The organism is Bradyrhizobium sp. 33ap4 (assembly GCF_032654765.1).
In the GTDB taxonomy this organism is placed as follows: Bacteria; Pseudomonadota; Alphaproteobacteria; order Rhizobiales; family Xanthobacteraceae; genus Bradyrhizobium; species Bradyrhizobium australafricanum.
Genome location: NZ_JAUMTJ010000014.1, coordinates 114,790 through 133,231, shown reverse-complemented (window position 1 = coordinate 133,231; position 18,442 = coordinate 114,790). Strand labels below are relative to the sequence as shown.

The 18,442-nt window shown below is 65.5% G+C and carries 18 protein-coding genes and 1 pseudogene; 7 read left to right on the top strand and 12 right to left on the bottom strand.

Annotated features, from left to right (window positions below; genetic code table 11):
* Positions 1-20: 20 nt before the first annotated feature.
* Positions 21-224 carry a hypothetical protein gene (locus tag Q2M23_RS13325; RefSeq protein WP_253590428.1) on the bottom strand — a complete coding sequence of 68 codons (204 nt, stop codon included), beginning with the start codon at positions 222-224 and terminating at the stop codon, positions 21-23.
* Positions 225-341: 117 nt separating this feature from the next.
* Positions 342-1,241, bottom strand: coding sequence for a LysR family transcriptional regulator (locus Q2M23_RS13320; RefSeq protein ID WP_310884757.1), 900 nt, complete (start codon positions 1,239-1,241; stop codon positions 342-344).
* A gap of 101 nt (positions 1,242-1,342) precedes the next feature.
* Between Q2M23_RS13320 and Q2M23_RS13315 the strand changes: the two genes are divergently transcribed.
* On the top strand, positions 1,343-2,332 hold the full coding sequence (locus Q2M23_RS13315) for a zinc-dependent alcohol dehydrogenase family protein (protein WP_316395835.1): 990 nt from the start codon (positions 1,343-1,345) through the stop codon (positions 2,330-2,332).
* A 109-nt stretch (positions 2,333-2,441) separates the two neighbouring features.
* Here Q2M23_RS13315 and Q2M23_RS13310 read toward each other — a convergent pair whose 3' ends face one another.
* Positions 2,442-3,914: a protein adenylyltransferase SelO gene (locus Q2M23_RS13310; protein ID WP_310884755.1), complete on the bottom strand. Its 1,473-nt coding sequence runs from the start codon at positions 3,912-3,914 to the stop codon at positions 2,442-2,444.
* A 200-nt stretch (positions 3,915-4,114) separates the two neighbouring features.
* Here Q2M23_RS13310 and aspS point away from each other — a divergent pair, with 200 nt between their 5' ends.
* Positions 4,115-5,890 (top strand): aspartate--tRNA ligase, encoded by a 1,776-nt coding sequence (gene aspS / locus Q2M23_RS13305; RefSeq protein WP_316395834.1) that lies wholly within the window; start codon positions 4,115-4,117, stop codon positions 5,888-5,890.
* 117 nt (positions 5,891-6,007) lie between these two features.
* Here the strand turns inward: aspS and Q2M23_RS13300 are convergent, their stop codons facing one another.
* Positions 6,008-7,999, bottom strand: coding sequence for a hypothetical protein (locus tag Q2M23_RS13300; protein ID WP_316395833.1), 1,992 nt, complete (start codon positions 7,997-7,999; stop codon positions 6,008-6,010).
* 232 nt (positions 8,000-8,231) lie between these two features.
* On the opposite strand from Q2M23_RS13300, the gene Q2M23_RS13295 reads away from it, so the two are divergent.
* A complete protein-coding gene (locus Q2M23_RS13295; protein ID WP_057019906.1) occupies positions 8,232-10,541 on the top strand; it encodes an NADP-dependent malic enzyme in 2,310 nt (769 codons plus the stop codon).
* A 156-nt stretch (positions 10,542-10,697) separates the two neighbouring features.
* On the top strand, positions 10,698-11,150 hold the full coding sequence (locus Q2M23_RS13290) for a DoxX family protein (protein ID WP_057019907.1): 453 nt from the start codon (positions 10,698-10,700) through the stop codon (positions 11,148-11,150).
* Positions 11,151-11,259: 109 nt separating this feature from the next.
* Here Q2M23_RS13290 and Q2M23_RS13285 read toward each other — a convergent pair whose 3' ends face one another.
* From Q2M23_RS13285 to Q2M23_RS13265, 5 genes and pseudogenes are all read right to left on the bottom strand, one after another.
* Positions 11,260-11,688, bottom strand: coding sequence for a hypothetical protein (locus Q2M23_RS13285; protein WP_316395832.1), 429 nt, complete (start codon positions 11,686-11,688; stop codon positions 11,260-11,262).
* An 18-nt stretch (positions 11,689-11,706) separates the two neighbouring features.
* A complete protein-coding gene (locus Q2M23_RS13280; RefSeq protein ID WP_076832031.1) occupies positions 11,707-12,264 on the bottom strand; it encodes a dihydrofolate reductase in 558 nt (185 codons plus the stop codon).
* A 17-nt stretch (positions 12,265-12,281) separates the two neighbouring features.
* The gene (locus tag Q2M23_RS13275; RefSeq protein ID WP_057019910.1) at positions 12,282-13,283 is read right to left on the bottom strand and encodes a polysaccharide deacetylase family protein; all 1,002 of its coding nucleotides are present in this window, start codon (positions 13,281-13,283) and stop codon (positions 12,282-12,284) included.
* Between the two features lie 171 nt (positions 13,284-13,454).
* Positions 13,455-14,023, bottom strand: a pseudogene (locus Q2M23_RS13270) (glutathione peroxidase).
* A gap of 102 nt (positions 14,024-14,125) precedes the next feature.
* Positions 14,126-15,856: a L,D-transpeptidase family protein gene (locus tag Q2M23_RS13265; RefSeq protein ID WP_316395831.1), complete on the bottom strand. Its 1,731-nt coding sequence runs from the start codon at positions 15,854-15,856 to the stop codon at positions 14,126-14,128.
* A 223-nt stretch (positions 15,857-16,079) separates the two neighbouring features.
* Here Q2M23_RS13265 and Q2M23_RS13260 point away from each other — a divergent pair, with 223 nt between their 5' ends.
* Positions 16,080-16,637 carry a CreA family protein gene (locus Q2M23_RS13260; protein ID WP_410469721.1) on the top strand — a complete coding sequence of 186 codons (558 nt, stop codon included), beginning with the start codon at positions 16,080-16,082 and terminating at the stop codon, positions 16,635-16,637.
* A gap of 43 nt (positions 16,638-16,680) precedes the next feature.
* Here the strand turns inward: Q2M23_RS13260 and Q2M23_RS13255 are convergent, their stop codons facing one another.
* Positions 16,681-16,905, bottom strand: a complete 225-nt coding sequence (locus Q2M23_RS13255; protein ID WP_076832039.1) for a hypothetical protein — start codon at positions 16,903-16,905, stop codon at positions 16,681-16,683.
* 212 nt (positions 16,906-17,117) lie between these two features.
* On the opposite strand from Q2M23_RS13255, the gene Q2M23_RS13250 reads away from it, so the two are divergent.
* On the top strand, positions 17,118-17,495 hold the full coding sequence (locus tag Q2M23_RS13250) for a hypothetical protein (RefSeq protein WP_143271143.1): 378 nt from the start codon (positions 17,118-17,120) through the stop codon (positions 17,493-17,495).
* A 39-nt stretch (positions 17,496-17,534) separates the two neighbouring features.
* A complete protein-coding gene (locus Q2M23_RS13245; protein ID WP_057019915.1) occupies positions 17,535-17,942 on the top strand; it encodes a hypothetical protein in 408 nt (135 codons plus the stop codon).
* Positions 17,943-17,993: 51 nt separating this feature from the next.
* Here the strand turns inward: Q2M23_RS13245 and Q2M23_RS13240 are convergent, their stop codons facing one another.
* Together Q2M23_RS13240 and Q2M23_RS13235 are read right to left on the bottom strand one after the other, a co-directional pair.
* A complete protein-coding gene (locus tag Q2M23_RS13240; protein WP_210262764.1) occupies positions 17,994-18,239 on the bottom strand; it encodes a DUF6719 family protein in 246 nt (81 codons plus the stop codon).
* 11 nt (positions 18,240-18,250) lie between these two features.
* Complete coding sequence (locus Q2M23_RS13235; protein ID WP_167350431.1) at positions 18,251-18,400, bottom strand: hypothetical protein; 150 nt, start codon at positions 18,398-18,400, stop codon at positions 18,251-18,253.
* Between the last annotated feature and the right edge of the window lie 42 nt (positions 18,401-18,442).

The following is an 18,442-nucleotide window of genomic DNA, read 5'->3' as shown; positions in this document are numbered from 1 at the left end:
CGTTCAGGTTGTTTCGGCGTTCAGGCGGTGTGGCCGCCGGAACCGGAATCGACCGGCGTCTTCTTGGCGCGTTGTGGCGTCATCTTCGCCGGGTCCGGTTGCCCGGGCACGCCGCGCGGCCCGAGTTGCTGTCGCTGCAGATCGTCCTCGGAGAAGGGCGGCTCGACGCCGTTCGGGTTGCTGCGCTCGATCGCGGTTTTCAGGTCGTCATCGCGCTGGTTCATGCTGGCGCTCCATCATCACGGCGGCACGGAACCTGGATCGGACGAGGCGGCACGTTCCGCGCTGCACGGCCAACGATGCGCGCGCGAAATCGTTGCAAACAAATCGGGGGCGCGGCGCTACGCCACGAGCTTCGGCAGCGCGGCCGCGAGCGCATCCACCGCAAAGCGGATCTTGAGTGGCAGTCGCGGCGTCGGCAGCCACAGCGCGTGGCAATCGTAGGGAAATTCCCCGCTGTCGCCGAGAACGCGGACCAGCGCGCCGGTGTCGAGGCGTTCGCGCACCAGCCAGGAGGGCAGCCACGCCAGCCCCATGCCGCGCGCTGCGGCATCCGCGATGGCTTCGAGGTCGTCGAGCCTGAGCCGCCCGGCCGGCCAGACCTCGTGCGGCGCAAGACCGGCGCGCGGGAACAGCCAGGGGCGAACGCGGCCCGAGCGGCGGTAGACGATCGCCTGGTGCCGGCCGAGCTCGTCGAGCGTGCGCGGCCTGCCATGGGCCTTCAGATAGGCGCGCGAGCCGCACACCACCATGCGCTGGCGCGCGATGCGCCGCGCGATCACGCCGGATTGCTCGTTGAGCTCGCCGGTCCTGATCGCAAGGTCGTGACCGCCCTCCATCAGATCGGCGATCGGATCGCCGAACGAAAGATCGAGCTCGAGCGCGGGATATTTCTGCGCGAGCTTCAGCAGCGTGGGGACGATGCAGTAGCGGCCGAGCAGCGCCGGCATCGTCACCCGCAGCCGCCCGCGCGGCTGCGACGATTGATCGGAGGCGAGCGCGTCGGCCGCCTCGGCCTCGCCGAGCACGATGCGGCAGCGCTCGTAATAGGCTTGCCCTGAATCGGTCAGGCTCTGCCGCCGCGTGGTGCGATGGAGCAGGCGGACGCCGAGCCGTTGTTCGAGGAAGCGCACATGCTTGCCGACCATCGGGGCCGACATCTCGAGCGCATCGGCGGCGGCCGCGAACGAGCCGAGATCGACCGCCCTGACGAAGACGGCCATGCTGGTGAGGCGATCCAATTCAAAACTCCTGGTTTCGATTGTCGGAGCTACCGGGTGATTTATCCGGCGATCGCCGCCGGGCATAGCGGCATTCCATTCAATTGTTTTGGAGTTCGCCCATGGCCCGCGGCGTCCGCTTTCACCAGCATGGTGGTCCCGAGGTGCTGCGTATCGAGGAGATCGCGGTTGCGCCGCCGGCGCCCCGCGAGGTTCAGATCCGAGTCAAGGCGCTCGGGCTCAACCGCGCCGAGGCCTCGCTGCGCCGGGGCAGCTATATCGAGACCGCGACGCTGCCGTCCGGCCTCGGGCTGGAAGCCGCCGGGATTGTCGCGGCGATCGGCGAAGGCGTCGAAGAATTTGCGCCGGGCGATGCCGTGAGCATCGTGCCGCCGGTCTCGATGGTGCGCTGGCCGGCCCATGCCGAGCTCGCGACCTTTCCGGCGGAGCTTGTCGTCAAGCATCCGCCCGCGCTCGATTTTGAAACGGCCGCTGCGGTGTGGATGCAGTATCTCACCGCGTTCGGTGCGCTGGTCGATCTTGCAAGGCTCGGGCGAGGCGAGTTCGTCGTCATCACAGCGGCGTCGAGCAGCGTCGGGCTCGCGGCGATCCAGATCGCCAACCGTATCGGCGCGGTCCCGATAGCGGTGACGCGGACATCGGCCAAGGCGCAGGCGCTGCGCGAGGCCGGCGCGGCGCACGTGATCGCGTCGGCGGAGCAGGATCTGCAATCAAGGCTGGAGCAGATCGCGGGACCGAACGGCGTGCGCGTGGTGCTCGATGCCGTCGGTGGCCCCGCCTTCGTGCCGCTGACGGCGGCGATGGCACCCGGCGGCATCCTGATCGAATATGGTGGACTCAGTCCTGAGCCGACGCCGTTTCCGCTCGCCAACGTGCTCGGCAAGAGCCTGACCCTGCGCGGCTACCTCGTGCACGAGATCGTGCGCGATCCCGCGCGGCTTACCGCGGCGAAGGCGTTCATCCTCGACGGGCTTGCCGATGGCACCTTGAGGCCGATCATCGCCAGGACGTTTGCGTTCGAGGAGATCGTCGAGGCGCACCGGTACCTGGAGTCGAACACGCAGTTCGGCAAGATCGTGGTGACGGTGTGAGGGTCGCACCAACGTCATTGCAAGCGAAGCGAAGCAATCCATCGGCTCGCATGCACGGAGGTATGGATTGCTTCGTCGCTGCGCTCCTCGCAATGACGGCGGAAAGACCTCACGTCCCGCAGAACGTCTGCGTCACGCGCTGCTCGGGGAGCGGCGGATCGGCGTAGGCCGCGAACTGCGGCTGGTCCTCATAGGGTTTTGCCAGCACCGTCAGCAATTCCTCGAACGGCGCGTAGTCATCCGAGTTCACCGCAGCCGCAATCACCGCCTCGATCCGGTGGTTGCGCGGGATGAAGGCCGGATTGACCGCCTGCATCGCGGCCTTGCGCTCGGCCGGCGCTTGCGGCTCCAGCGCGAGGCGGGTGCGCCAGCGGGCGGCCCATTCGTCGAACGCCGCGGGATCGGTGAACTGCGCGCGGACGTCTGCGGCGTCATCGCTTGCGGCCTCGCCGAGATGGCGGAAGGTCAGCGTGAAGTCGGCTGCGTTCTTGGCCATCGCGTCGAGCAGATCCTGGATCAGCGCCTCGTCACCGTCGCGCACGGTGAACAGGCCGACCTTGGCGCGCAGGCCGGCGTTATAGGCTGCGGTGAACTTTTCGGGGAATTCGCCGAGGATCACTTGCGCCTGCTCGATGGCCTTCTCCTGCTCGTCCGCGAACAGCGGCAGCAGGCATTCTGCGAGCCGGGTCAGATTCCACAACGCGATGCGCGGCTGGTTGGCATAGGCGTAGCGGCCCATCTCGTCGATCGATGAGAACACCTGCGCCGGGTTGTAGGCATCAAGGAAGGCACAGGGACCGTAATCGATGGTTTCGCCCGAGATCGAGGTGTTGTCGGTGTTCATCACGCCGTGGATGAAGCCGACCAGGAGCCAGCGCGCGACCAGCGCGGCCTGCCGCGCGACGACGCCGGCGAGCAACGCGTGATAGGGCTGGGCGGCGTCCTTCAGCTCGGGATAGTGCCTGGCGATGACATGGTCGGCGAGCGCGCGCACGCCGTCGGTGTCGCCGCGGGCGGCGAAGAACTGGAAGGTGCCGACGCGGATGTGGCTCGCGGCGACGCGGGTCAGCACCGCACCGGGCAGCGCGGTCTCGCGCATCACGGGCTCGCCGGTGACGACGGCAGCGAGCGAGCGGGTGGTTGGGATGCCTAAAGCGAACATCGCCTCGCTGACGATGTATTCGCGCAAGACCGGACCGAGCGCGGCGCGGCCGTCGCCGCGGCGGGAGAACGGGGTCGGGCCGGATCCCTTGAGCTGGATGTCGCGGCGGACGCCGTCCTTGTCGATGACCTCGCCGAGCAGGATGGCGCGGCCGTCGCCGAGCTGGGGAACAAAGTGCCCGAATTGATGGCCGGCATAGGCCATGGCGATCGGGTCGGCGCCGTCAGGCAGCCGCTTTCCGGCAAGGATCTCGGCGCCTTCCGGCGTCGACAGCAGGTCCGGGTCCAGCCTGAGCTGGACCGCGAGCGGCCGGTTCAGCTTGATCAGGCGGGGGGCGGCCACCGGGGTCGGCGCGACGCGGGCGAAAAAGTTCGCCGGCAGCGCCGAATAGGTGTTCTGGAACGGGAAATGAATGGTCATATCCCGAAGATAGGCCTGCGGGCCGAATAGGCAAACGATTGGCGCCCATCTGGCGCCGGATCGCAGCAAAATCTGCAGTTTCGGGCCAAAAGCGGGCGTTCCCTTGGTTGCCGCCCCGAGCGGGCTCGGGTAAACCCAGCGCCTTCGGATAGGAAGTTTCCTATCGCGATTCTCCTCTGACATCAGTTTTTGGAACGACTATGCATCGCTACCGGTCACACACATGCGGCGCGCTCCGAGAGGGCGATATCGACCAGACGGTCCGGCTTTCGGGTTGGGTTCACCGGGTCCGCGACCATGGCGGCGTGCTGTTCGTCGATCTGCGCGACCATTACGGCATCACCCAATGCGTGGCCGATCCGGACTCGCCGGCATTCGCCGAGGTCGAGAAGTTCCGCTCCGAATGGGTGGTGCGGATCGACGGCAAGGTGCGCCGCCGTCCCGCCGGCACCGACAATCCGGAGCTGCCGACCGGCATGGTCGAGATCTACATCAAGGAGATCGAGGTGCTGGGCCCGGCGGCCGAGCTGCCGCTGCCGGTGTTCGGCGAGCAGGAATATCCCGAAGATATCAGGCTGAAATACCGCTTCCTCGACCTGCGTCGCGAGAAGCTGCACCAGAACATCATGACCCGCGGCGCGGTGGTCGATTCCATGCGCAAGCGGATGAAGGAGCAGGGCTTCTTCGAATTCCAGACCCCGATCCTGACGGCGTCCTCGCCGGAAGGCGCGCGCGACTTCCTGGTGCCGTCGCGCATCCATCCCGGCAAGTTCTACGCGCTGCCGCAGGCGCCGCAGCAGTACAAGCAGCTGTTGATGATGTCGGGCTTCGACCGCTACTTCCAGATCGCGCCGTGCTTCCGCGACGAGGACCCGCGCGCCGACCGTCTGCCGGGCGAGTTCTATCAGCTCGACGTCGAGATGAGCTTCGTCACCCAGGACGACGTGTTCGCGGCGATGGAGCCTGTCATCACCGGCGTGTTCGAGGACTTTGCCAAGGGCAAGCCGGTCACGAGGAACTGGCCGCGGATTCCGTTTGCGGAGGCCGTGCGCAAATACGGCTCCGACAAGCCCGATTTGCGCAACAAGATCGTGATGCAGGAAGTCTCCGAGCACTTCCGCGGCTCCGGCTTCAAGGTGTTCGCGCGCATGCTCGAAGACCCGAAGAACCAGGTCTGGGCGATCCCGGGCACCGGCGGCGGCAGCCGCGCGTTCTGCGACCGCATGAACTCGTGGGCGCAGGGCGAAGGCCAGCCGGGTCTCGGCTACATCATGTGGCGCGAGGGCGGCGAGGGCGCAGGCCCCTTGGCGAACAACATCGGCCCCGAGCGCACCGCTGCGATCCGCGACCAGCTCGGACTGAAGGAAGGCGATGCGGCGTTCTTCGTCGCCGGCGATCCCGAGAAATTCTGGAAGTTCGCGGGTCTCGCGCGCACCAAGCTCGGCGAGGAATTGAACCTGATCGACAAGGACCGGTTCGAGCTCGCCTGGATCGTCGACTTCCCGATGTACGAGTATGACGAGGAGAACAAGAAGGTCGACTTCTCGCACAACCCGTTCTCGATGCCGCAGGGCGGCCTCGACGCGCTGACGTCGCAGGACCCGCTGACCATTAAGGCGTTCCAGTACGACATCGCCTGCAACGGCTACGAGATCGCCTCCGGCGGCATCCGCAACCACAAGCCGGAAGCGATGGTGAAGGCGTTCGAGATCGCAGGCTATGGCGAGCAGGAGGTCATCGACCGCTTCGGCGGCATGTACCGTGCGTTCCAGTATGGCGCCCCGCCGCACGGCGGCATGGCGGCCGGCCTCGACCGTATCGTGATGCTGCTCTGCGGCACCAACAATCTGCGCGAGATCTCGCTGTTCCCGATGAACCAGCAGGCCATGGACCTGCTGATGGGCGCGCCGTCGGAAGCAACGCCGAAGCAGCTTAAGGAGCTGCACATCCGCACCAACCTGCCGGCGAAGGGTTAGGCGGGCAGGAGAGGTGCGTAGCCCGGATGGAGCGAAAGCGAAATCCGGGGCGGTCCCTCCTGCGGCGACCCCGTTCCCGGATTGCGCTTCGCTCCATCCGGGCTACGGGCGGGAGAATCACAACCCCGTCGAGGCCTCGATCCGGAACTGCGCCAGCGCCGATTGCGGATCGGTCTTGAGGAGCTGCATCAGCTGAAGCGCCGGCGCCTTCGCGCGCGGAGTGAGCTTGATGACCAGCGTCTGTCCCGGCGTCTCGATGAACTGGCCGATCGCGGTGACGAGCGCGGTGGCGTCGGGATTACCCCCGCCGATCTCGCCGCCCTGCGTTTTGATGGCGTCGAGGATGACCTTGCGCGCCTCGTCGCGGCTGATGTTCCGGGTGAGCGCAAATTGAGCGACCGCGAGATCGATGACGCCGAGGTCGTGGACCGTGAGCTCGATCGTGCCGGCTTCGATCTGCGCGGCAGCGCCCATCGCTTCCGCGGCGCTGGTCGAGAATGCCTCGCGCGGCACGTTGTCGAGCGTGACCTTTGCCGACGCGTTCAGCAGGCCCGCGATGTCGAGCTTGACCGGCTCGAGCGCGAACGCGCGTGAGGTCTCGGTCCAGACGGCGCCGAGATCGGCGTCGACCGCCATCCGGTCGATCCCGGCAGCGACGAGCGGTTGCTGCCGCGGATCGGCCGCATCGAGCGGCGCCGCCAGCTTCGCGGTCAGCCGCAGCTTGCTCGGGATCGATCCGACGAACTGACCCCAGTCGAGGCTGAGGACGTCGATGTTGACCGGCTTGCCGGTGGCCTTGTAGGGCGACGCGACGCCCTTGACCTCGACGCCTTCGATCAGCGGGAATAGCGCCAGCGCCTGTTCGGCCGACGGCTTCTGCGCGGCGAACTGCGCCGAGAGCCGCATGAAGTTGGCGACGTCGAGCGACTTCAGCGCAAAGCGTCCGACCTTGATGGGACCGTTCGGCGCACGGGTATCGAGTCCCTCGACCGCAAGCTCGCCGATCTTGCCGTGTTCGAAGTTGAACCGCATCGAGGCGAGCTTGAGCGGGCCCTGCGGCGTCTCGACCGAGAGCCCATGCATCTCGGCATCTGCGATTCCGATGCCCGAATAGAGGCCGGCGACCTTGTCCAGCAGTTCGCGTGCCTGGGCGGCAGACGGCGGCGGGCTCCCTTGCGGCGGCATCATTGCCAGCAGCGCCGGCAGTTGCATCCGTGACGGATTGATCCTGGTGTCGTCGACGGTCACTCCCTCGATCCGCATGTTCACGCCGGGCGCGGCGGTAATGACATAAGGACCGGCCGAAACGTGTCCCTGGATCCGGTACTCCCTGTCATCGTTGGCCTTGCCTGGATCGAATATCGCCGCCATCGCGCCGACGTCGATATCGGTCGCGGCGACGTTGGCTAGCTCGCCGGTCATTTTGATTGGCTTGCCGGCCGCCTGCTGGTTGATCGTGAACACAACCTTGTCGGTTTTGCTGGACGCGACCTTTCCGTCCTTCATGTTTTCAATGGCGATGCCCGAATAGGCGAATTCGCCGCCGGCGCCGTCGCCGGCTTTTGCGGCGGCGCTGAAGGTCATCGTTCCGGTCAGGCTAGGCGCAGCGACCGATGATGCGTTGATGCTCGCGAGCAGTCCGAACGCGGACCGGTACAGCTCGAAGATCGACGACGACGCCGGAAGCTGGGGCAGGCTGGCGGGGCCGGAATAATCCTTCACCGTGATCCGCGGCGCCTTGTAGGTCAGTGAGGCGATCGTCGGGGTCGGTCCCGACATGCCGATCTCGACATCGCTGAACTCGACATTGCCGGCGGAGACCCGTGCCGCGTCGGTTTGACCGAGGCCGGTCATCGTGAGACTGGCAACCTTGACGCTGACCGGGGATTGCGTCCCCGACTCGGTGGCGACGTCCGCGATCGTCAGGGTGCGGCTCTTGACGTCGAACGTGATCTTGCCGTGGCTCGCCTTGGCGCCAGTGGCACGGACCTGCTCGAAGGCGGCCTCGACGTCGCGCGTGACCCGGCGCTGGGCGTAGAAGTCGAAACCGAAGAAGCCCGCGGCCGCGATCACAACCACGGCGATCAGGCCGAGCAGAATTTTCTTCATTCGGTCAACTCCGGATCATCAAGGGAAAAAAATTGCCAATCCCGGCCGAATGGCGCGGGGAGGGGCAGGCGTCGATGAACGGCCGGCCCGGACCTGTTGACGGGGATATTATCGGATGTTGCATCCAAGTGGTTGGACATGCTTCACATCCGGCTCGATTTGCCGGACAACTGACTTTTGCCTGGATTAGCACAGAAACAAGAAATTTGGGCCGGAAACGCGGGGAGCACGCATGTCGTCATCGTCTGAAGAACTCCACAACGCGGCGCTCGCCTATCACCGGCTGCCGCGGCCGGGCAAGCTCGAGATCCAGGCGATCAAGCCGCTTGCCAACCAGCGTGACCTGGCGCTGGCCTATTCGCCGGGCGTGGCCGCCGCCTGCACCGAGATCGCCAAGAACCCGGCCGAGGCGGCGACGCTGACCGCGCGCGCCAATCTGGTCGCCGTGGTCTCGAACGGCACCGCGGTGCTCGGTCTCGGCAATATCGGTCCGCTGGCCTCGAAGCCCGTCATGGAAGGCAAGGCGGTGCTGTTCAAGAAATTCGCCGGCATCGACGTGTTCGACATCGAGATCAAGGCCGACACGATCGAGCGCGTAGTCGAGACCGTTGCCGCCCTGGAGCCGACCTTCGGCGGCATCAATCTCGAGGACATCCGCGGACCTGAGTGCTTCGAGATCGAGGCGCAGCTCAAGGAGCGCATGAAGATCCCGGTCTTCCACGACGACCAGCACGGCACCGCCATCATCGTCGCCGCTGCGATCGTCAACGGGCTGTTGTTGAACGGCAAGCAACTGTCTGACGTGAAGATCGTCTGCTCGGGCGCCGGCGCCGCCGCGATCGCAACCCTCAATCTGCTGGTCTCGATGGGGGCGCAGCGCAAGAACATCTGGGTCTGCGACATCGACGGTGTGGTCTATGAGGGCCGCAACACCACGATGGATCGCTGGAAGGCGGTCTATACCCAGAAGACCGACGCACGCGTGCTCGCCGACGTCATTCCCGGCGCGGACATCTTCATCGGACTGTCTGCACCGGGTGTGCTGAAGCCCGAAATGGTCAAGCAGATGGGCGACAAGCCGCTGGTGATGGCGCTGGCCAATCCAGTGCCGGAGATCATGCCGGATGAGGCGCGTCTGGCGCGTCCCGACGCGATGATCTGCACGGGGCGGTCGGACTTTCCGAACCAGGTCAACAACGTGCTCTGCTTCCCCTTCATCTTCCGCGGCGCGCTCGACGTCGGCGCCACCGCGATCAACGAGGCGATGAAGCATGCCGCGGTGGACGCGATCGCGCAGCTCGCGCGCGATCCGCCGTCGGATGCGGTGGCCCATGGTTTCGAGAGCGGCGAGACCCAGGGGTTCGGCCCCGGTTCGCTGATCCCGAGCCCGTTCGATCCGCGCCTGATCCTGCGCATCGCGCCGGCGGTGGCCAGGGCCGCGATCGAGTCCGGCGTCGCGACCCGGCCGATCACCAATTTCGACGAATACGCCGCCAATCTCGAACGCTTCGCGTTCCGCTCCGGCCTCACCATGAAGCCGGTGTTCGCCAAGGCGAAGACCCAGCCGGTGCGCGTGATCTACGCCGAAGGCGAGGACGAGCGTGTGCTGCGCGCGACGCAGGTGGTGCTCGAGGAAAAGCTGGCGCGGCCGATCCTGGTCGGCCGGCCGTCGGTGGTCGAGACCAGGATCAAGCGCTTCGGCCTGTCGATCAAGGCCGGCCGCGATTTCGACCTGATCAATCCCGAGGACGATCCGCGCTACCGTTCCTATGTGCAGTCCTATATCGACGTCGCCGGCCGGCGCGGCGTGACACCGGAGGCCGCGCGGACCGTGGTCCGCACCAACAATACCGTGATCGCGGCGCTTGCCGTGTCGCGTGGCGAGGCCGACGCGATGCTGTGCGGCGTCGAGGGCCGCTACATGAGCCATCTGCGCCATGTCCGCGAGATCATCGGCTTCCTGCCGGGGGTCAGCGACTATGCCGCGCTGGCGCTGATGATCACCTCCACCGGCGCCCATTTCCTCGCCGATACCCAGGTGCGGCCGAACCCGAGTGCGGAGGAACTCGCTGAAGTGGCATCGCTCGCGGCGATCCACGTCCAGCGCTTCGCCTTCAAGCCGAGGGTCGCCTTCGTGTCACATTCCGACTTCGGCAGCTATGACACGGATTCCTCGCGCAAGATGCGGCGGGCGACCCAGCTCTTGAAGGACAAGCATCCGGAGATCGAGGCCGACGGCGAGATGCAGGGCGACACCGCGCTGTCGGCGGCGGCGCGGCGCCTGGTGCTGCCGCAGTCGCGGCTGGAAGGCGAGGCCAACATCCTGATCATGCCGAACCTCGATGCCGCCAACATCGCCTACCAGATGATCAAATCGCTGGCCAACGCGTTGCCGGTGGGGCCGATCCTGATCGGTCCGGCGCGCCCGGCGCACATCCTCACCCCCGGCGTGACGGCGCGCGGCATCCTCAACATGACGGCGGTGGCCGCCGTCGAAGCCCAGGAACGCGCCGGCCGCGCGCAGCCGACGCTGTTCGGCTGACGGCCGTTGTTTGAGCACGTTATGTTCGGAAAACCGCAGCGCGGTTTTCCGCATCGTGTTTGAACCGAGATGGATTCGATTTGATCGAGGCAGGTGGAGCGACCATAATCGCTTCGCCTGCTTCGTCCGATTTCTGCCATCCAGTGAGGCCGACCCATGCCAGCGTTCATCACCTTCGGGCGGATCCTGTTCGCCGTGCTGTTCCTCTATTCGGGAGCGAGCAAGCTGTTCGGCATCCAGGCGACGGCGGATCTGCTGGCGGCCAAGGTGACGATCCCGGCCGTGGTCGCGCCCTATACGCAGCAGATCGAAACCGCCGTCGGCATGCCCTTCATGCAGCTGCTGGCGGTCACGATCGGCGGCTTCGAGATCGTCGCGGGGCTGATGATCGCGGTGAACGTGCTGGCGCGGTTCTTCGCGATTCTCCTGATCATCTTCGTGTGCTTCGCCACCTTCTACTTCCATGACTTCTGGAATCAGCCGGCGCCCGACAACCTCAGGACGCTGATCGATGCGCTGAAGAACCTGTCGCTGATCGGCGCGCTGTTCATCATCGCCGGCTACGGCCGCGGCCCGCGCCGCGACGACCCGGCCTATGGGGACGTGTAGGACGATACGCAGCTGTGGAGGGCGGGTTAGCCGAAGGCGTAACCCGCCGACCTGCGCATTCGGCAAGAGGGGTGGCGGGTTACGCTGGCGCTAACCCCCTCTGCGACGTTCAGAAAGATGGTCCCCACATAGGTACGCTTTCAAACCTCTCGAGGCGGACCGTTTTCCTGCCAGCCGACGACGCATCCGTGCCAAGTCGCATGATGTCTCGGTCTTTGGTATCGACGCGCAGCTCGAGTTTGCCTGGGCAGTCTTTGGGCTGTTCGATCTCCAGGGCGAACGGAATTGGAGGTGTCTTGCTCATGTTGGGAACCACGAAGGACTGGAAGAGCTTCTCCGAGCGCGTCGGGCTCTCCGGCGTCATTTCGACGAGATAGAAGTACAGGAATTCCCCGACAGAGGCCTTGCGGTCGCCGGGCGCTTGCACGAGTTCGCCGCGCAGGGTGGTTTTGCAGGCGCCGACTGCGCTGGTTGCGACCAGCGACGCCATCGCCACAAGAGCTACGGCGTTCGCCAGGGAGGTCATGCCGTTGTTCATCGCAAGCTGGCTCGGGATCTATGCGCTTCGCCGCCACGGCGTCACGCTGACATCCTGCGCGGCATCGATCAGCTGCGGCGCGCCGGCGTGCAGGCCGTGCGCTGATAGCACCTGTTGCGGGGTGTGGGCAGGGACGCCCGGAAAGCACGGCTCGCCGTCGGGGATGCGCACCTTCGGGGCGACCGAGAGCCAGAACGTGTCGTAGCGGTCCATGAACATGCCGAACACGCCGGGGCCGCCGATGATCGCGACCATGCCCGAGGTCACGCCGGCCTCGCGGCTCGCCGTCTCGAACGGACAGCCGGCGGGATTCCACAACAGCGCCTTCGGATTGTCGGGGTCGGGCGCGGTGGCCGCGACCTTGCTGGTCAGGATCAGCCGCCGCCGCTTCGGCGCGTTCGGCTGCTCTTCCTGGGAGTGACGGCCATGCACGACGAGGTCGGCGCGGTCGAGGGCCGCGGTGAAGAACCGCTTGTCGCCCTCGATCTTGAGGTCGTCGGGCATCACATTCCGCGCATTCGCCAGCCGGCCATCGGCGGAGACGATGACGAAGCCTTCGATACGCAGCGCCGGCACCAGGATTGTCGCCGGCGTTATTGCTGATCGACGGTGGTGACGACGCTGTTCACCGGGCGCGAGCTTACGGTCGGCAGCTTGACGTCCTTGGCGAGCTCATGCTCGTATTGCGGCAGCACCGTCACCGGGAACTTGGCGCGCATCGCGACCACCTTGTAGCCGCCGGCCTTGAGCTGCGTCAGCAGCGTGGGCAGCGCTTCCGCGGTGTGCTTCTGGAAGTCGTGCATCAGGATGATGCCCTTGCCGAGCTTGTTCAGCTTCTTCATCACGGTGTCGATCACCTGCTGCGGCTTGCTCGCCTTGAAGTCGAAGGAGTCGAGGTCGCAGGAGAAGATCGCGATGTTGCGGTTGCCGAGATAGGTCACCATCTCCGGCGGATGCTGCAGCGCCGGGAAGCGGAAGAACGGCGAGGGTGAGGTCTCGAGCGCCCACTTGACCGCAGCGTAGCCGCGCTCGATCTCGTCCTTCTTCTGATCCTCGGTCAGCTTCTTGTTGTTCAGATTGGCGTGCGACCAGGTGTGGGCGCCGACCGTGTGGCCGGCGGCATAGACCTGCCGCAGGATTTCGGGGTGATAGGTCGCGTGCTTGCCGATCGGGAAGAAGATGCCCGTGGTGCATTCATCCGCGAGCGCTTTCAGCACTGCCGGCGTGTTGCCCGGCCACGGGCCGTCGTCGAAGGTCAGCACCACCTCATGGTCGCGCAGGAAGTCGAGCTGCTTGAAATGCTCGAAGCCGAAGCCCGGACCGCCGGTGGTATCGATCTCGACCGTGCGGCCGACGCCGAGCGCGTTCGGATTGTTGCAGGCGGCGCGCGCCGGTTGTGGCGGTTGCTTCGGCGGAACCGGGGCTGCGGTTGCGGTGGCCGCTGCCGGGGCTGCGGCGGCGGGCGCGGGAGCCGCGGCCGCTGGTGCTGTCGGTGCCGCAGTAGCGCCCTTGGGGGGCGACGTCTGCGACCAAGCTGCGCTCGACGCGAGCAACGATACGGTCCCCGCAAAAATCAGACCTGTCGCAATGCGCATGGCGTGTTCCCTGCTGCTCGCGCGCCCGGCGCCGGCATTGCCGCGACCGGGTCGCTTCGCCCCCAACCGATCGTACCCTAGTCGCAGTGGCGACGCCAAGGCAATGAACGTGGCGAGCGCGTGTCCAAAATCCTCGTCGGATCAGTTAATTCCGGGGATTATCGTCATATCTCAGGCGGCCGCCAATGCCCGTGCGATCCCGGTCTTGATGCGCGTGTCGTCGGGCGCAACCGACTCAGCGAAAACGTCGGCGATGTAGCCGTCGCGGCCGATCAGGTATTTGTGAAAATTCCAGCGCGGCACGTCCTTTGGCCGAGCCTCCGCCGCCCAGCGGTAGAACGGATGCGCGCTCGCGCCGCGGACGATTGCTTTCGCCGCGATCGGGAAGGTGACGCCATATTGATGCTGCGCAGTCTCGGCGATCTCGGTCGGGCCGCCGGGCTCCTGGCCGCCGAAATCATTGGAGGGGACGCCAATGATGACGAAGCCGCGTCGCGGAATTCGGTCCAGAGTTGCTGCAGGCCGGCATATTGCGGCGTGAAGCCGCAAAGCGAGGCCGTGTTCACGATCATCAGCGGACGGCCGGCATAGTCGGCAAGTCTGATATCGCCGCCGCCGAGTGCCGGAAATGAGAAGGCGTAGGCGGTGATCCGGCTCATCGCAGGCTGCTCGGCATGCAGCGGGCGGGATGCCGCGGCTGCGGCGATCGCTGTCACGATCAGGGTCCTGCGGTCCATCATGGTCTCATCCCCGGAACAGATGTTCGTCGGGATCATAATCCGGAGGGGACGCGCAGGCTTTCAAGAAGGCGTTATTGCCGGAAGCGGGTCGCCCGGATCGCCTCAACGCAGCGGCAGGATGAAGTCAGTGCCTTCGCCGGTCTCGCCCTGGTTCACACCGAGGTCGGAGACGATGATCGATCCGCCGGTGCCGAGCGCTTCGCTGATCCGCGCCATCACGTCGGCCGGAATGGAGATGCGGTCGAGCGCCTCGGCCGGACTGTTGGTCACCGGCTGCGGCTTGGCCTCGGCCACCGCTGCGGCCGCGACCTTGCGGCGATGCAAGGTACGCTCTTCGACGTCGATGCGGGCGACGTTGCGGGTCGGCAGCGTCACCACCGACCAGCGCAGCAGGTTCGTATCGGTCTTGTCGGCTTGTGCGGTGAACACATGGGTGCCGAGCGGCCGGTCGCTTGCCGCGATCGTCACCGGCACCTCGAATAGCGGTGCAAAATTCTGCCGCACGTAGAGCTTGGAATCCTTGCGGCTGATGAACACCGCAATCTGGCCGGCGCGCTTCGGCACGTCGATTCTGGCGGTGCCCGGCAGCCGCGCCGGATCCTTCTTGGCGTCGGGCCCATCAGCTGCGGTCGCTGCCTCGGCGGGCTTGTCAGCGGCCTTCGAGGCATCGGCCTTCGGTGCGTCGGTCTTCGGTGCATCGATCTTGGGCGCCTCGGCAACACCAGGCTTGGCGGCGTCCACCTTCGGCTCGTCGGCCTTGGCTTCCGCCTTCGCCGGATCGCTTGCGGAGACCTCGCTCTTTGGCGTGTCGGTGCTGGCGGTGGTTTCGCCGACCGTGTTGTCATCTGTGGTCGGGTTGCCGTCGTGGCCGGCGGAATTGGTCTCGGCCGGCTTGTCGGCGGCGGCCGTCTCGGGCTTCACTGTCTCGGACTTGTCCGCTGCGATCTTCTCCGCGATGGCGTCGCGCGCCGTGGAAGAGGATGCATCGGACATTGTCACTGACGCACTCGCTGCCGGCATCGCGCTGCTGGCGTCGGCGGTGTGGGTGTTGTCGCGCAGGGACGCGGCGGCATGGCCGACGCTGCTGCGCAAATCGAGACTGGACTGCTTGTCGGCGCCCTTGTCGCTCTTCACGCCGAGCGGCGCATCCATCTTCAGAATGTCGTCGGCGACCGGCTGCTGCGGCGCCACCTTTTGCGTGACCAGCAGCGGGTGCGAGAAACTTTCCGGCGAGATCGTGCCCGGCGTGACGAAGACGCGGGCGCCCATCCGCGTCCAATTGTACATCTTGACCGCGAACGACATCGGCATGCGGATGCAGCCGTGGGACGCCGGATAGCCGGGCAGCACGCCGGCATGCATGGCGATGCCCGACCAGGTGATGCGCTGCATATACGGCATCGGCGCGCCGCTGTAGATGTTGGACTGATGGTACTTCTGCTTCTGGATGACGCTGAAGACACCCATGGGGGTCGAATGCCCCTTCATGCCAGTCGACACCGGGCTCTCGGCATAGAGGCCGTTGGCGTCGTAGAGGCTGACCCGCTGCTGGTCGATCGAGACCGAGATGATCAGGGGACCTTGCGGCTTGCTGCCGGCCTCCTTCTCGATCGCCGGATTCTTCTTGGCTGTGTTGCGCTTCGGCTTTTGCGGGTGCGGCTGCGGCATCGGCTCGTAGTCGCCGTAGAAGGCGGAGTCGCGGTTCCAGTAATAGAGCGCTGCATCGGCCTGCGTGGAGGCGGCGACGGTGCCGGCGGTCGTCAGAATTGCCAGCTGCCAGAACCGCTCATTCGCGAAGTCAAAAACCGAAATCCGCCGTCCACCTGCGCGCATATTCCGAATCCCAGTCCAAACTACATGTTGGTTGTCGCAGACGCACAAAGCGTTCACCAGCGCAAGCGATCTAACCCTTCCGTGAGGGCGGTATTTTCGACGAAAGAGTAACAAAAAAGCCTCACAAGAGGTTAAAGCGCCGCGTTCGATCACCGAACTGTCAGCGCCTTCCTGTGCGGCGTTTGCGCACTACATAGGCGGGACCCACCCCGCGGAGACCTCAATGACATCGAGAACTGTGAGCTTGTGTGACCTGCGACGGTTGTCTCGATGGGGATGCACGGTGCTGCTGATGTTGCTGGCTTTGGGGCAGGCGGGTCCTGCGGTCGCGGCCGACGAGCCGGACCTGATCTTTCGCCGCTCCACCGTGTTCAAATGGGTGAGCCCCAACGACAAGCTCGCGACCTATGGCGTCGACGATCCCGAGGTCGAGGGCGTCGCCTGTCACTTCACGGTGCCGGAGAGGGGCGGCTTCAAGGGCTGGCTTGGCCTTGCCGAGGAAGTCTCCGATATCTCGCTGGCTTGCCGGCAGATCGGGCCGATCCGCTTCAAGACCAAGCTCGGGCAGGGCGATGACATGTTCAGCAAGCGCCGGTCGCTGTTCTTCAAGAAGATGCAGATCGTGCGCGGCTGCGACGCCAAGCGCAACGTGCTGGTCTACATGGTCTATTCGGACCGCCTGATCGAGGGCTCGCCAAAGAACTCGACGTCGTCGGTGCCGATCATGCCGTGGGGCGCGGCCGATGCTGCCGTGCAGAAGTGCGGCGAGTTCATTCAATAGCTGGAGCAGGGGCTTGGCCCAGGCGGCTGAGGCGGTGGGCGAGCTAGCGCTCGGTTTGCCCGAACTGCTTCGCGCTGATGCCAAGGCCCGGTTTGACCTTCGAGTCGCGGCAGCCGACGAGGCGGACCAGCTTCTGCGGCGCGCACTCATTGTCGCCCATCACGTAGGCGCCTTGCTGCGGCATCGCGGCCGTCATCTGCTGCTGGCCGGATTTGCTCGCCGCGGATTCATTGCCAACACCAATGTTGCCATTGCCCACGACTGACATCCTTCGTTGGATCGGGAGGGATCACGACAACGTGCCACCGCGAAGATGGTTGCACGGCACGCAGACATGAGTCGACGAAACCGCCGCCCGGTTCACCGCCGCCATTGCTGTGCTGCTTCTCCTCTCAGCAGAGGAAAGTTAACAAAGCGCGGTAGCTCGTTCAGTTTGCACGCATAATTGGCCGTCGCTCCGGCAGTGGCCGAGGTCCGGCATTGTCGCGCGAAGTTTTCAACAGCTTTTCAGTCACGCTTCTGCCGCTGAAATCATTGGTGTTTTCCGCCGAATGTTTCGTGGACCGCTGGTCGACGAAACAATTCGAGTTCCGACGAAACCATTTTCGGCTTGTTCCGCAGAACTCCGGAAACGGCAGATCGTTATCAGACCGTCACACAACGGCGCCGGATGCCGAGCGGAATAACGGAGACTGTCAGATGCGAACCATGAGCCTGATCCTCGCCCTCGCCTTTGTGATGGCCGGTTCGTCAATGGCAGGCTCGCCGGACAGCGGTTTGCCCGGGATCGGCACCTTCTCCTATAACGGCTCGCCGGTGGTCACCCCAGCCCCGATGGTGCTGGCGCAGGCCAACTGAGCGCGACGCAAAAAATAGAACTGCCGGTAAAGGCTCCCCATGCTGCTCCGTATCTGTTCCGCCGCGATGTTGGCATCGCTCGTCCTGATGGGGCCCTTGGCGGGCGCCGCGCAGGCCCAATCCCAACTCCCCCTCGAATCGATGCAGATCCGCTCGCTGTACCGCGTGCCTGAACCGCGCGACGAGTTCGTGCGGCAATGCGCGCCGCATATGCTCGGCCGCTGGGCGCATCCCGAGGCGGTGTGCGGCTGCCTGCACGACCACGCCGCCGCGACCGTGGACGATCCCGACCTGCGCCAGGCGCTGCTGCGCGGTATCAGCGAGACCGGCGTGCCGACCATCGAGACCGATTGGGTGCCGCCGTCCAAGCAGGGCGAGATCGGGCCGACCTTCACCAAGATCGCCAAGCCGACCCTGCAATGCATGTTTGAGCCGGTCTCGAACTGAGCCGCGCCTCAAAGCAATGAGGACCGCAGCGCCTCGCGTCAGCGGGGCGTTTTACTTTTTGGCGAGGCGCGGCACGCAGCTGCTGGTCCGCACCACGCCGTTCTGGCTCAGCCTGGAGCCGACGACCTGCTTGATCTGCCCGGCCGGGCACGAGCCGTCATCGACAAGGACGCGCTGGCCGACCCGCAGATCGACGATGTCGCCCTCGCGCATGTAGGACTGCTCTGCTGCGGCGGATTGAGTCATCGCGCCAAGAGCTGCGACGCTGACCAGCGCGACGAATCCCAAGCGCAGCATCGCAGCCTCCTTCACTTGTTCTGGATCTTGAGCCCGTCGGGGCCGACATTGATCTGAAGGCCTTCGGGCTGCTTGTTCGCCTGATAAAGATTGTAGCCGAGCATGCCTGCGATCACGACCAGCGCGGCGATCACGAGATACAGGACGTTGCGATTTGGCATCCGGTATCTCCGTAAGCGGACACTGACTGAACGCGGGCGACC

Bases quoted from the DNA above. Each gene is read 5' to 3' on its own strand.
- Q2M23_RS13325 (WP_253590428.1), bottom strand. From the start codon at position 224: ATGAACCAGCGCGATGACGACCTGAAAACCGCGATCGAGCGCAGCAAC.
- Q2M23_RS13315 (WP_316395835.1), top strand. From the start codon at position 1,343: ATGGCCCGCGGCGTCCGCTTTCACCAGCATGGTGGTCCCGAGGTGCTG.
- Q2M23_RS13310 (WP_310884755.1), bottom strand. From the start codon at position 3,914: ATGACCATTCATTTCCCGTTCCAGAACACCTATTCGGCGCTGCCGGCG.
- aspS (WP_316395834.1), top strand. From the start codon at position 4,115: ATGCATCGCTACCGGTCACACACATGCGGCGCGCTCCGAGAGGGCGAT.
- Q2M23_RS13300 (WP_316395833.1), bottom strand. From the start codon at position 7,999: ATGAAGAAAATTCTGCTCGGCCTGATCGCCGTGGTTGTGATCGCGGCC.
- Q2M23_RS13295 (WP_057019906.1), top strand. From the start codon at position 8,232: ATGTCGTCATCGTCTGAAGAACTCCACAACGCGGCGCTCGCCTATCAC.
- Q2M23_RS13290 (WP_057019907.1), top strand. From the start codon at position 10,698: ATGCCAGCGTTCATCACCTTCGGGCGGATCCTGTTCGCCGTGCTGTTC.
- Q2M23_RS13285 (WP_316395832.1), bottom strand. From the start codon at position 11,688: ATGAACAACGGCATGACCTCCCTGGCGAACGCCGTAGCTCTTGTGGCG.
- Q2M23_RS13275 (WP_057019910.1), bottom strand. From the start codon at position 13,283: ATGCGCATTGCGACAGGTCTGATTTTTGCGGGGACCGTATCGTTGCTC.
- Q2M23_RS13265 (WP_316395831.1), bottom strand. From the start codon at position 15,856: ATGCGCGCAGGTGGACGGCGGATTTCGGTTTTTGACTTCGCGAATGAG.
- Q2M23_RS13260 (WP_410469721.1), top strand. From the start codon at position 16,080: ATGACATCGAGAACTGTGAGCTTGTGTGACCTGCGACGGTTGTCTCGA.
- Q2M23_RS13255 (WP_076832039.1), bottom strand. From the start codon at position 16,905: ATGTCAGTCGTGGGCAATGGCAACATTGGTGTTGGCAATGAATCCGCG.
- Q2M23_RS13245 (WP_057019915.1), top strand. From the start codon at position 17,535: ATGCTGCTCCGTATCTGTTCCGCCGCGATGTTGGCATCGCTCGTCCTG.
- Q2M23_RS13240 (WP_210262764.1), bottom strand. From the start codon at position 18,239: ATGCTGCGCTTGGGATTCGTCGCGCTGGTCAGCGTCGCAGCTCTTGGC.
- Q2M23_RS13235 (WP_167350431.1), bottom strand. From the start codon at position 18,400: ATGCCAAATCGCAACGTCCTGTATCTCGTGATCGCCGCGCTGGTCGTG.